Here is a 14063-nt window from a genome sequence, read left to right as displayed (position 1 = left end):
CAAGCAAACTTCCTGCTCAATGGATGGAATCACGTCTGCCCGCTCTCATATTGGCCCATGCCCCATTACCATCAAGCCCTGGTCTAAGCCCTCTGTATATAACGTCAGAAACAGATTGCTCACTTCCCAAGGCCTGAATCTGCGTTGATGCAAGCCTAGAATCTCTATGAAAGAAAATGGATTCAGAAAGGACATTGGCGACATTTTTAAGCAGATTAAGGCCCGCCAAAACACTTGGACCTGTGGTCATCATTGTTCCTTTAAGCCGTCCGATGAACGCATCTTCATGTTGGAAGGAACGCTTTGTTGTCCATGATGCTTGTGGGCGCAGCGAGTCCAGCCCATCCGTATTAGTCACGATCGCACTAATAAACTCAGCCGCCTTACCGGAGTGCCGGCTCGAAGCAAGTACAGCGTTAGATACGCCGGATTTAGACTTTGGATAAAGGAAACCGTCGTGACTCGAGCTGCGTATCGCCTCACTTAATGTATCCATGCCGCCAGCTGCAACGACGTCGGCATCCATGTAAACCCCGCCCTCTTCAAACATTAAAGCGGCTCGGGTTATGTCGCTGGCAGCAGCGTAGTTGCGATAAGCACCGCTCTTCTCGCGGTTATACATGGATTCCAGACGCGCCCCGTGCGGGCTGCTTTTGCTTAAGTTGGCGTAAAGGTCATCGGTGCTTTTAATATTTATTTCATTGCCAAAGTTATGGGCAAGGTATCTCTCATAGGCTGAGCTTTCTGAATGCAACATTTTATCGAGAGTGGAATAGATGGCCATCGGCCTCGACGTCCACACGTTGACCGTGTATTCCGGATCCATGTGTTTAATGAAAAGCATATTGCTCAACGCCTCGGTTGAAATATTCTTTCCCTCCCAAGCGAAATGCACTACTAGCGGAATGGCTTCATGGCCAGCGCGATCCACATAACTGACTGGATTATTCCTGACCATCCGATACAGATTCTGCCCATCCACCGTACCCGCAGGATCCGGATTGAGCCAACGCCCTAGCCAGGGAGCGTAGTAACGGAAACCGTAATAATACAAACCCGTCGCGTCGCGTTCCTTAGCTGAATAGCGGACAAACTTGTACTTGGTTTCGCTGGCACTCTTACCCGACCACACCGCCGTACCACCGAACGGGTAATACTCTTCCTGGGTCAGTATGTCCGCGTCCTGGTTCAGTTCGAGCAAGGTCGAACCGATCTGGTTATCCAGAGTGCCGCGCAACTGGTCATTGGCAATATCTTCCGGCCGACCCTCCTCCCAATGCAGCACCCGCACCTGCTGGCGGCCGGTACTGCCGACGCTGATCACATGCAGCTCTTCCTCGTTACGCGTGGTGCTGCCCTGAATGCTCTGGGTCCGGCGCACTTCCAGGCCGGGCAAATAAATCACCTGCACACGACGGGTCGTGCCACTGGTATGACTCACCGCCGTTTTGCGTACCCGGGTGCCAGCGCCGTCATATTGGTAGTGTTCTTCGTCGTCATCGCTACCGCCACGCTGCACCTGAGTGACCTGCTGCAATTGATTGCGCCCGTTCCACAGCAGCGTCTGGCCAACCGCCAACTGCTTGAGGTTACCCGCAGCGTCAAACTGGCCCTCGACATCGGCCGCCGTCAGTGAAGCGGATTGTTGCACCGCTCGGTTGGACGTGCTCGAAACCAGCATGTCCATGGTGTAACTGCTATTACCCACGTGGCGCATCTGAACCAAATTGCCGCCATTGTCGTAGCGGTATTGGCGGGTGTAATTGCTGTATTGGCTCGGATCGACACCGCTCGGCTCCGGCAACGCAGGGCCTTGTCGGCCTGCACCGGCGTTCTCCCGCCCGCTGGCCGTGAGCAGTTGATACAGCGCATCGTACTGGTAGCTGTTGGCCGGTTCGATTCGCTGGTTATTGTGGAACCGGCCTTCGATTGCCGCATTGCCAATGGAAAGGATATTACCCACTGGGTCGTACACATAACTCAGGTCCTGCAACAGTGCGCTGCGCGTCCCTTGAGCCGGACGCGTGCACACCAATCGGCTCAAGCGCAGCGTTTGCGGCTCGTAGTGGTAGTTGGTGACCACACCGTTGCCTGCCGCTTCACGCAACACCTGGCCGCCGGCGTCATAGGTGACCGACGCCAGGATCGGGCGCTCCACGGTCTGCCCCACCAGAGTCAGACCACTGCTTGCCAACTGCCCGGCAATATTAAGCTGCTGACGTTGCTGATTGCCCTTGGCATCGACACTGCTCAGCACGTCGCCCAGTGCGTTGTAGCCAATGCAGCTCTGATATCGCTCGGCTTCGAGTGACGCAAGCCACTGGCTTTCAGCGCCCTGCCAATCGCTGTTCGCCGCGTCATCACGCAACAGTTGACGAACCGTTTGCAGAGGCTGGCTGCTGATGGTGTAACGGGACACCTCGTTGAGCCCGGCCGTGTCGTAGTGACGAACCAGTTGCCCGCGACTGTTGAACTGCGCGGCGCTGGGCTGGTTTTCACCATAAACATAACGCTCGCTGACCCGCTCTCGTTCCGCGTCGAATCGCTCAAACACGCTGATCAAACGATGCAGAGGATCGTACTCAAAGCGTGTGGCGTGACCGCGACTGTTGCCCTGCCAGACCGGCCCGGCTTCCACGTCATATAGCGTGACCTGCCGACCAGCGTCCTGACTCTGACTCAGCAGCACTTGACCGGACAGCGACGTGTGGTAGCGAAAGTTCGGCAACACCGCTGGATCAAGCTGCCTCGCGGCAAACAACCGCGCGTCAATACTGCTCAACAGCTGCCCATTGACGCTATAGCGTTGTTGACTGATCAACTCACTCACCGCCTCGCCCGGGGCGTTGCGGTTGTACTGAAGAGTGCGGACAGACAACCCGCGATTATCGACAACCGACACGGTCGGAGTGCCACTGCACAGTTGCGCAGTGGTCGGGTTTGAAGTGGTACTCATGACAATGGCCTCGATAAAGGGTCGTTATCGATGGCTTCTTGCAGCGTGTCGTTTTCATCTTCCGCGATGCTGAACCACGGGTAGAAGCTCGTGCGTCGCAGGTGACCCAGCGCCGTGATGACCTGGTACTCACGACCAAGCGGGTCGTAGTAATGGGTATCGGCATACCCCCACTCTCGGGCACTGGCATCATTTACGTACTTAGGCACGTTGATGAAATACGGCTGGTACGTTCGAATCACTTGGCCTTTATCGTCGTATTCGGTGCGCCCGGAAACTGCCCAACGCGGCGCCGAGCCGGTATCACGTTCAACAGGTTTTCCAGCTTCGATTTCCAGTGTTCCGTCCGTGTTTAGGACATAGGCAAGCCCAGGTGGGCATTTTTGTTTGGCCTGCAGGGTGCGCCCGAACCCATCGAAAAGTGACAGGGAGATTCTGATCTGCGCAGCGGGGTTCGCGCCTGGATACTGATCGGCCAAGAGCGTCGCAGCCTGCACCGGCCGGCGCTCGACACTGGCAATGGCGTTGCGCACCGACTCGCCGACACTTTCGATCGGCCAGCCAGAACGAGCCCATGCGTAAGCGCGTGAGCGCAGCTGTCCGTTAAACGTCAAAAGGCAATTGCGCTGCAGCACACGTTGCAGTTCAGCGCCCTGACCGGGCGGAGAAAGCGCAGCAAACTGGTCGCTGGAAAGCTGCCCCATCCAACTGAAAAAGTCGTACAGATAGACTTGCGCCGCACGCTGAATAGCCGCCGAGGGTGCTGCCAGCGCCGCGTTGATACTGGCCAGGGCGGAGTCTCGGGAATCAAAATCGGCCAGTGGCGAAAATCCCACGGCTACTGGTTTACCCGCCTCATCCAGCTCGGTGCCGTAACCCGAGCTTGCAACCACCCGACCCAAGGCATCGAACAGCACTTCCTGGGTGTTTTCGTTCGCATCAATGAGTCGATGCGGGGTCAGAAAACGGTAATCGTAAAACGCTTGGACTCGACTCCCGACACCGTCAGCAACCGAGGTAACAACGCAACTGTGAGCATCGTAGGTGAAGGTTTCAGGCGCGACGATGGAGCTACTTTGCGTTGTTCTTGGTCGGCAGAAAGGCATCCATTGGCCAGTGGCGACATAGGTGCTGTAACCGCCGGAAATCACCCAAACGTCCGGGTTTTCCTCTGTCGACGGACCCAATACCTTGCTGCGTTTCAAATAGCCCGCAGCGGGTAAAGCAACCTCCAGATCAAGGGTCGAAACACCGTCGTACGCCTTGAGCGACTCCTCATCAAGTTCGGCCGTTTCCAGATGATGAACCAATGCCAATGCAGGGGGCGGTGTGCCCGCAGGGAGAACATCTTTCCCTGAAGCATCGAAGTAATAGGTGACTTGTTGCCCCGCAAAAATGCGCGGTTGTGTCGTTCCGATCAGGCTATCCGATGCGACCAGCGCTTCGTAAGTCAAACCGCTGGGCGTCAAGGGATAGCCGCTATACCCCGTCGCATGAATCAGCACATTCTGCCGTTGCTGATACGGCAGCCCCAGTCGCCAGGCATCCGGCTGGGTCAGGTGGTAGACACTGCTGCGGCTTTCGGTGAAGCGCAGCGGTGTCTGGCTTTCGTCGTACGTACTCGCCCACAGGGCGTTCGGGACTGCGGCCGGGTATGGGCTGGCACTCGGTTTTGGCCGGCGAGGGTAATGGATACCAACGGTCCAGAGCGGCGCGCCAAACTCATCGGTCCGCAGCGTCACGTTTTGCTGAACCACAGGGTCGGCCGCAATGCGCTCGTAAGCGACGCTTAGCTGCTCCAGCGCCATCGGCAAAACCACACAGTAAGCGTCCGGGGAAGCGGCGTCCTGGAGCAAGCGAACCTGCATCCGGGTGGTCTGAACGCTGTACGGTACGCCCTTGAGCGGACTGGCGTCCTCGCCGTAAATCTCTGTCCGTTGCACGCTGCCTTTCAAGGCACGGTACAGCTGATAGCGAGTGGAACTGTCAATCGATGACAGCAGGTCATCACTGCCGGTGACGGAATTTAGCCGGGTTAAGCGCGGCGTGCCCAGGGCAAATAACAAAGGATCTTCGAAAGGAAGCGCACCGGACAGTTGTTCGCCTTCGCGCCCGGTGTTGTACCAGACCCTGGTCAGCGTCGGCGCAGACGCCGGTAGCTCACGTGCGGTCGCCTGGGCATGATGCTCGGTATCCTGATGCTGAACAAAGCCAAAACCACGAAACTCCCGCTCAACACCGTCGTAGACGCCGTGTCGATACACGTACTGCTGAGTGAGGCGATTACCACTGATCTCATCCAGCGTGGTCTGCGTCGACACCACGGGGAGCGCGAAGGGCAGCTCACATACTCGCGCGGGCGACTCCTGTTTTTCGTCGAGCCATTCCTGTGCAGAGCTGCGATAGGTGTAGCTCGTGTGGGCGCCCAGATTGTTATTGGACGACACCAGCAAATACGGCTTAGTCGCTGCAAAACTGTACTGCCAGTGCTGGGGATTGCTATGGCCGACGGTCAGCACCAGCGAGGCCGTTCCGGTACCACAGAGATCGGCAAACTGGACCTGGTCCAGTTGGTCAAACCGGACGCCGTCAGGCATCGGCAAAATCAGTGGCACACGACTGAAACCGTTGCCGGACTGGTTGAGGAAAATCTGAAAGTGCTCGGACTCGGCATAGATCAGATCCGCCGCCCCGGAACCGTCCAAATCAGCCAGGAAAACCCTGGAAGGATTGAACGTCTGTTCGTCAAACGGCAGCGCTGCCAATACCAACGGTTTGCCGAAAGCCCCTCTTCCCATATTGGGCCAGCAGGTGAGCTGGTTGTAGCGGATCCTAACAAGATGCTTCTGGCCTGAGCCCAGCACATCGCTGAACGCCACGAGCGATGCATGATCACCCGATTGCATCGGCAAACGATCGCTGCCGCCATGGGTAACGTCATGACCTGCGCCGTAGCCCTTCTCTCTATGGTTGGCGTAAAGCCGAACACTGTTGGGCCCAATCAAGGCCAGATCGGGTAGGCCGGCGCCCATCAGGTCGGCCATCTGCGCGGATGGATGCAAGAACTCCGTTGGGAATGCCGGGAAGGGTACGAAATGGCTCCAACGCTGATCGGGGTTTAACGTGAAATAACCTGCCAACCCCGGTTGTGCAATCAGCCAGTTGAGTCGCCCCGTACCCATGAGGTCGACAAGCGCCTTTCGCTCATCGCCCTCGGGTAGAAGAGAAGGCAGTTGCGGCAAGGATTGCCAAGCAGCGTAGCTGACCGCATCGGGGCCCTGCGTTCCGCGAATCGGCGCCCGGTAGCGCCAGTCGTTACCTTCCTGATAGAGAACTCCGGGGAGGCCTTCACCCAGCAAATCAACCAGTTGATACCGCTGACGATTATTGAGGCTCGGGAACGATGGCAACGCCACATAGCCGGACGTTTTAAAGTCCGTGGTAAACGAGGTGTAAGACCAGTCCATCGGCGGTCGGGATTGAACGGTTCCGTCATGTTCATACGCCAACACCTGGGCGCCGATCAGTTGCGTGAGTTGCGGCGATTGCTGGTACTCCAACAGCAGACGCGCGACCAGTTTGTTCGGCTGCCCGAGCTCCTCGGCAAAGTGGTGAAACATCAACACTTGCTGACATAGCCGGTGAGTGCGTACTTCAAAACCGAACGAGTAATCGGAGAATGAATCTGCCCGGCAAAGCCAAGTGCCAGAGGGCGAAAACGGCGGCGCTATCAGCGGGTCCAGAGTCCGCTCGCCATGGTCAAATACCAACGTGAACAGCCATGCAGGAGCTTGAGCCTGGCTGAATTTACCCCAGGCATAGAGGGGGTCATAGCGCGTGACGTTACCGTACTCGACGTAGTGCAAATAGCGATTGGCGGTATGCGATCGCGAGGCCTCTTGACCACTCAATGCGCAATTAGCCGTGTCTTCTTTTTTGTAGCGATAGCGAATGTGCTCCCCGCTCAAGTTCACTGACTCTTCAAGCAGCCAGGCACCGATATGGCTCGGTTGTACAGGATCGGTAATTCGCGCCTCGGCGGACTTGCCCAGGCAGTGCAGTTGGCCATCTGCGGTGTGCAACAACCAGAAATCACCTTCGCTGGTTGCCGGGCTCCAGCGTTCGATCCTGGTGAATGAACCTTCAATGCAGGGGAAGTAACGCGTAACCGTATAGGTCTGGCCGAGGTTCAGCCCGCCATAGCTGTTGCGCTGTGTGCTGATCACCTTGTGGTCGGAGCCCGCTTCTGCAACCAAAACCTGGCCATCGGGCGCCAGGTACGTATCGTCCTGCTGGTACGCGGGCGTGCCGCGACCGGTACGCCGGCGGATGGACAGTTGAGAAAGGCTCCAGCCCATGGCAAAAGCACCGTTGCCGGAACCGCTGCTGTAGTTCAACGACAATGCAGGGGCATAACCTCTTCCTGCGGACACAGGCAGCACCAGCGTTCGGCTGCTCATACCCGTCGAACCGACGTTGCCCAAGGCCTCGCCCATGCCCTGGATGGCCCCACCTCCTTTAGGCAGAGAGGGCGGTTTCACCTCGACGGGCGTGTTCTGACTGATATTCACAATCCATCCTTAGCAGTTGCGCGGGCTTGCCCAATTCAACGGGTTGAATTGAAGTCGACCGAAAACGGGCAAGTATCAATCTATGCCCGTGGGACAGCGCAACAGTACGTGGCGGCTAGCGAATGCAATATCAGCTCGGCCGCACGCTGGGCGCCGAACTTTCTCCATACAGCGAAGAGTTCTGGATGAATTTTCGTAGACGGCGAACAGCCGGGTTCTGCATCACGCGAAAATGAAAAACCCCCGCGGGGCGGGGGTTTCAGAAAAACGCTTTATCGGTACGAATCAGAACGGGATGTCGTCGTCGAAGCTGTCATAGTTCGGCGCTGGCTGGGCTGCCGGTTGCGGAGCCGGGCGCGACTCACGCGGCGCTTGCTGCTCGCGCTGCTGCGGTGCAGGACGCTGTTGACGTGGGGCGGAATCGCCACCGCCGTTATCAGGACGGCCGCCCAGCAGCTGCATGGTGCCCTGCATGTCGACGATGATTTCGGTGGTGTAGCGTTTTACGCCGTCTTTTTCCCACTCGCGGGTTTGCAGCTTGCCTTCGATGTACACCTGCGAACCTTTGCGCAGGTATTCGCCAGCGATTTCAGCCACCTTGCCGAACAGCGCTACACGGTGCCATTCGGTTTTTTCGACTTTCTGGCCGCTCTGCTTGTCGGTCCACTGCTCGCTGGTAGCCAGGCTCAGGTTGGTGACCGCGTTGCCGTTGGGCATGTAGCGTGTTTCCGGGTCCTGGCCGCAGGTTCCGACCAGAATGACTTTGTTAACCCCACGGGCCATAACGTTCTCCTAGGAATCGGCACGCGCGTCGAGCAAGGCGTCGAGCGCGGGGCGATCCAATTGTTCGGAATCGAATTTGATATACACGGCGGCTTCGTCAGCCACCACAACTGCATCTGTTACTCCGGTCACGGCTACAAGGCGCTCGACCAAGCCAGCATCGCGCACCGCAGCGGGCGAAAGCGGCAAGCGCAAGCTAGTGACATACGGAGGTTCGCGCATAGTAACAGCAATAATCAGCCAGATCCCACAGAGGGCAGCACATCCTAAAAACACCGTATCCAGGCCGCCGTGCTGGAACAACCAGCCGCCCAGAATGCCGCCCAGCGCCGCGCCGAGGAACTGGCTGGTGGAGTAAACGCCCATGGCCGTGCCCTTGCCGCCAGCCGGCGAAACCTTGCTGATCAGCGACGGCAGCGAAGCCTCCAGCAGGTTGAACGCGGTAAAGAACACCACGGTGCCGACCACTAATTCGTGCAAGGTGCCGTCGGCCAGCCAGAAGAACACTTCGCAGCCCAGCAGCACAGCAACGGCGCCGAGCAGTACGCGCTTCATCTGGCGCTTTTTCTCGCCATAAATAATGAAGGGGATCATGGCGAAGAAGCCGACCAGCAGCGCGGTCAGGTATACCCACCAGTGCTGTTCTTTCGGCAGTTCGGCGCGCTCGACCAAAGCGAGCGGTAATGCGACGAAACTGGCCATCAATACCGCATGCAAAACGAAGATGCCCACGTCCAGGCGCAACAGGTCCGGGTGGCGCAAGGTTTTGCCGAGGGCGTCTTTGGCCACACCGGATTCACGGTGCTGCAACGGCCCGGCCGAGCGCGGCACCCACCAGGCCACCAGCACAATGCCCACTAGCGCCATGGCGGCGGTGGCCAGAAACAGGCCCGACAACCCGAACGCGCGCGTCAGCAACGGCCCCACCACCATCGCCACCGCGAACGACAAACCGATGCTCATGCCAATCATGGCCATCGCCTTGGTGCGGTGTTGCTCGCGGGTCAGGTCGGACAGCAGCGCCATCACGGCGGCGGAAATCGCCCCGGCGCCTTGCAGCACGCGACCGGCGATCACGCCCCAGATGGAATCGGCGTTGGCAGCCAGCACGCTACCCGCCGCGAAAACGATGAGACCAAAATAAATGACCGGACGGCGGCCGATGCGGTCAGAGATGATGCCGAAGGGAATCTGCAAGACGGCCTGGGTCAGCCCGTAGGCGCCGATGGCAAGACCGATCAGTGCTGGCGTTGCGCCGGCCAGGTCCATGCCATAGGTGGCCAGCACCGGCAGGACCATGAACATGCCAAGCATTCGGAACGCAAAGACCAGCGACAACCCACTCGCTGCGCGGGTTTCGCTGCCACTCATGCGTTCGCTGTGCGGATCGTGCATGGAAGTACCTCAAGAAAATGCGCGCCGATTCTAACAGCCCGTATCCGGCATCGCACAGGCCGGCGCTTCCGGCTGGCTTGACAAGGCCCGTATACTCATCCGTTTTCGCCCGCCAAGCGAGGCTGCAATTGGACAAGATCCTGATTCGTGGGGCCCGAACCCACAACCTGAAAAATATCGACCTGACCCTGCCACGGGACAAGCTGATCGTCATCACCGGCCTTTCCGGCTCGGGTAAATCTTCTTTGGCCTTCGACACGCTGTATGCCGAAGGTCAGCGCCGCTATGTCGAATCGCTGTCGGCGTACGCGCGGCAATTTCTGTCGATGATGGAAAAGCCCGATGTCGACACCATCGAAGGCCTGTCGCCGGCCATTTCCATCGAGCAAAAATCCACGTCGCACAACCCGCGCTCCACCGTCGGCACCATCACCGAAATCTACGACTACCTGCGCCTGCTGTACGCCCGAGTGGGTACGCCGCGTTGCCCGGACCACGACCTGCCGCTGGAAGCGCAAACCGTCAGCCAGATGGTTGACCAGGTATTGGCCCTGCCCGAAGGCAAAAAGCTGATGCTGCTGGCGCCGATCATTCGCGAGCGCAAAGGCGAGCACCTGGCCGTTTTCGACGAGCTGCGCGCCCAGGGTTTCGTACGCGTGCGGGTGAACGGCAAGCTGTATGAGCTGGACGAACTGCCCAAGCTAGATAAACAGAAGAAGCACTCCATCGACGCCGTGGTCGACCGCTTCAAAGCCCGTGGCGACCTGCAGCAGCGCCTGGCCGAGTCGTTTGAAACCGCCTTGAAGCTGGCCGACGGCCTGGCATTCGTGGCACCGATGGACGATGAAGAAGGCGAGGAAATGGTGTTCTCCGCGCGCTTCGCCTGCCCGGTCTGCGGGCATTCGATCAGCGAGTTGGAACCCAAGCTGTTCTCCTTCAACAACCCGGCTGGTGCCTGCCCGACCTGTGACGGCCTGGGCGTGAAGCAGTTTTTCGACACCAAACGTCTGGTTAACGGCGAGTTAACCCTGGCCGAAGGGGCCATTCGCGGCTGGGACCGACGCAACGTTTATTACTTCCAGATGCTCGGCTCGCTGGCCAAACACTTTGGCTTCAGCCTCGACAAGCCGTTCGACAGCCTCAGCGCCGAGCACAAGAAAGTCATCCTTAGCGGTAGCGGCAGCGCCAACGTCGACTTCCGCTACCTGAACGACCGTGGCGACATCGTTAAACGCGCCCACCCGTTCGAAGGCATCGTGCCCAATCTGGAGCGTCGCTACCGGGAAACCGAGTCGACCACCGTGCGCGAAGAACTGGCCAAGTTCCTCAGCACCCAGCCTTGCCCGGATTGCCGTGGCACCCGCCTGCGCCGCGAAGCGCGGCACGTGTTTGTCGGCGAGCGCAACTTGCCAGCCGTCAGTGGCCTGCCGATTGGCGATGCCACGGAATACTTCGGCAGCCTGGCCCTGACCGGGCGCAAAGGCGAGATCGCCGAGAAAATCCTCAAGGAAATTCGCGAGCGTCTGCAGTTTCTGGTCAACGTCGGCCTCGACTACCTGACCCTCGACCGCAGCGCCGACACTTTGTCCGGCGGTGAAGCGCAGCGTATCCGCCTGGCCAGCCAGATCGGCGCCGGCCTGGTGGGCGTGATGTACATCCTCGACGAACCCTCCATCGGCCTGCACCAGCGCGACAACGAGCGCCTGCTGGCGACCCTGCGGCATCTGCGCGACATCGGCAACACGGTGATCGTGGTCGAACACGATGAAGACGCCATTCGCATGGCCGACTACGTAGTCGACATCGGCCCCGGCGCGGGTGTGCACGGCGGCAACATCGTCGCTGAGGGCACCGCTGCAGAAGTCATGGCGCACCCGGATTCGCTGACCGGCAAGTACCTGTCCGGGCGCACCAAAATCCAGTACCCGGCCAAGCGCACGCCGCGCGACAAGAAGCTGTCGCTCAAGGTCAAAGGCGCACGCGGCAACAACCTGCGTAACGTCGACCTGGAAATTCCGATTGGCCTGCTGACCTGCATCACTGGGGTTTCCGGCTCGGGCAAATCGACGCTGATCAACAACACGCTGTTCCCCCTCAGCGCCACTGCGCTGAACGGTGCGACCACGCTGGAAGCAGCGCCGCACGACAGCATCGACGGCTTGCAGCATCTGGATAAGGTCGTCGACATCGACCAGAGCCCGATTGGCCGCACCCCGCGTTCCAACCCGGCGACCTACACCGGCTTGTTCACGCCGATTCGCGAACTGTTTGCCGGTGTGCCGGAAGCGCGCTCGCGCGGCTACGGGCCAGGACGTTTCTCCTTCAACGTCAAAGGCGGCCGCTGTGAAGCGTGCCAGGGCGATGGCCTGATCAAGGTGGAAATGCACTTCCTGCCGGACATCTACGTGCCGTGCGACGTATGCAAGAGCAAGCGCTACAACCGCGAAACCCTGGAAATCAAATACAAAGGCAAGAACATCCACGAAGTGCTGGAAATGACCATTGAAGAAGCGCGACCGTTCTTCGATGCCGTGCCGGCGCTGTCGCGCAAGCTGCAAACGCTGGTGGACGTGGGCCTGTCGTATATCAAGCTGGGGCAGTCGGCGACCACGCTGTCGGGCGGGGAAGCGCAACGGGTGAAGTTGTCGCGCGAGCTGTCCAAGCGCGACACCGGCAAGACCCTGTACATCCTCGACGAGCCCACCACCGGCCTGCATTTTGCCGACATTCAGCAACTGCTCGACGTGCTGCATCGCCTGCGCGACCACGGCAACACGGTGGTGGTGATCGAGCACAACCTGGACGTGATCAAAACCGCGGACTGGCTGGTCGATCTGGGCCCGGAAGGCGGTTCACGCGGCGGGCAGATCATTGCCTGCGGCACGCCGGAAGAAGTCGCCGAGATGCCGCAATCCCATACCGGTCACTTTCTCAAGCCGCTGCTGGAACGCGATAAAGCGTGATGTTCGCGCCATAAAAAACCGGGCCATGTGCCCGGTTTTTTTATGGCCCTCGCTACCCTGTAGGAGCGGCTTTAGCCGCGATGCTCTTAGCGTCAAAAGCATCGCGGCTAAAGCCGCTCCTACAGATGATCGAAGGCCTACGCCTGGCCGTCGCGATCCCGATAGCCCAGCAGATACAGCACGCCGTCCAACCCAAGCGTCGAAATCGCCTGTTTGGCCGATTGCTTCACCAGCGGCTTGGCGCGGAACGCAACGCCCAAACCGGCAATCGCCAGCATCGGCAAGTCGTTGGCGCCGTCGCCCACGGCGATGGTTTGCTCCAGGCTCACGCCTTCCTGTTCGGCCAGCTGACGCAGCAAATCGGCTTTGCGCTGGGCATCAACAATCGGCTCGATCGCCACGCCAGTGAGCTTGCCATCTTCTATTTGCAGCTCGTTGGCAAACACGTAATCAATGCCCAGCTTGGCCTGCAATTGCTTGGCGAAATAGCTGAAGCCGCCCGACAGAATCGCGGTTTTGTAGCCCAGGCGCTTGAGTTCGGTGAACAGCGTTTCGGCGCCTTCGGTCAGGCGCAGCGAGGCGCCAATGGCGGCCAGTTCGCTTTCCGGCAGGCCTTTGAGCAAGGCCAAACGCTCTTTGAAGCTGGCGCGGAAATCCAGTTCGCCGCGCATGGCGCGCTCGGTGATTTCCGATACTTTCTCGCCCACGCCCGCCACCTTGGCCAGCTCGTCGATCACTTCCGCTTCAATCAGCGTCGAGTCCATGTCAAACACCGCCAGACGGCGGTTGCGGCGGAAGACGGAGTCTTGCTGGAAGGCGATATCGACGTTCAGTTCCTGCGCGACGCTAAGGAACTCGGCGCGCAACGCGCCCGGATCGGCCGGCTCACCGCGCACGGAGAATTCGATGCAGCCTTTGCTTTGATCGGCCGGCGTATCGAGCGGCATGCGCCCGGAAAGACGGTCAATGTGGTCGATGTTCAAGCCGTATTTGGCGGTGATCGAACTCACGCGCTGCAGTTGCTCGGCGGTCACCCGGCGCGTCAGCAGCGTGACGATGTGCCGGGCTTTGCCCTGGCCGCGGACCCATTGCTGATAGTCGGCTTCGGAAACGGGCGTGAAGCGCACTTGCTGATCAAGTTTGTAGGCGGTGAACAGCACGTCCTTGAGCACCACAGAGCCCTGCTCGGTGCCCGGAATCTCCACCAGAATGCCGAACGACAGGGTGTTGTGGATAACGGCCTGGCCGATGTCGAGGATATTCACGCCGCCCTGCGCCAGCACGCCGGTAATGGCGGCTGTCAGACCCGGGCGGTCTTCGCCGGTGATATTGATCAGAACGATTTCGCGCAAGGCGGACCTCCACAAGGCACGGCAGAAGCGTCAACGCATTGCC

General features: G+C 59.3%; 6 protein-coding genes. 1 reads left to right on the top strand and 5 read right to left on the bottom strand.

From position 1 onward, the window contains the following. Positions 1–16 precede the first annotated feature (16 nt). The 4 genes from AC0IW7_RS14265 to AC0IW7_RS14250 all read right to left on the bottom strand — a co-directional run bounded on the left by AC0IW7_RS14265 (position 17) and on the right by AC0IW7_RS14250 (position 9705). The gene (locus tag AC0IW7_RS14265; RefSeq protein ID WP_471818853.1) at positions 17–2956 is read right to left on the bottom strand and encodes an RHS repeat-associated core domain-containing protein; all 2940 of its coding nucleotides are present in this window, start codon (positions 2954–2956) and stop codon (positions 17–19) included. After that, positions 2953–7527, bottom strand: coding sequence for a SpvB/TcaC N-terminal domain-containing protein (locus AC0IW7_RS14260; RefSeq protein ID WP_471818851.1), 4575 nt, complete (start codon positions 7525–7527; stop codon positions 2953–2955). The genes AC0IW7_RS14265 and AC0IW7_RS14260 overlap by 4 nt, the downstream gene beginning before the upstream one ends. A 285-nt stretch (positions 7528–7812) precedes the next feature. After that, positions 7813–8310: a single-stranded DNA-binding protein gene (locus AC0IW7_RS14255; protein WP_122449558.1), complete on the bottom strand. Its 498-nt coding sequence runs from the start codon at positions 8308–8310 to the stop codon at positions 7813–7815. 9 nt (positions 8311–8319) lie between these two features. Further along, positions 8320–9705: an MFS transporter gene (locus AC0IW7_RS14250; RefSeq protein WP_463383941.1), complete on the bottom strand. Its 1386-nt coding sequence runs from the start codon at positions 9703–9705 to the stop codon at positions 8320–8322. A gap of 128 nt (positions 9706–9833) precedes the next feature. On the opposite strand from AC0IW7_RS14250, the gene uvrA reads away from it, so the two are divergent. Continuing rightward, positions 9834–12668 carry an excinuclease ABC subunit UvrA gene (uvrA, locus tag AC0IW7_RS14245; protein ID WP_463540213.1) on the top strand — a complete coding sequence of 945 codons (2835 nt, stop codon included), beginning with the start codon at positions 9834–9836 and terminating at the stop codon, positions 12666–12668. A 137-nt stretch (positions 12669–12805) separates the two neighbouring features. Here the strand turns inward: uvrA and serB are convergent, their stop codons facing one another. Beyond that, entirely contained in the window at positions 12806–14020 is a 1215-nt protein-coding gene (gene serB, locus AC0IW7_RS14240; RefSeq protein WP_471818848.1) for a phosphoserine phosphatase SerB, read from the bottom strand. Positions 14021–14063 lie beyond the last annotated feature (43 nt).

Source organism: Pseudomonas sp. AC229 (genome assembly GCF_979254655.1).
Note: the sequence above shows the minus strand (reverse complement) of the source record. Positions and strands in the feature narration are given on the sequence as shown.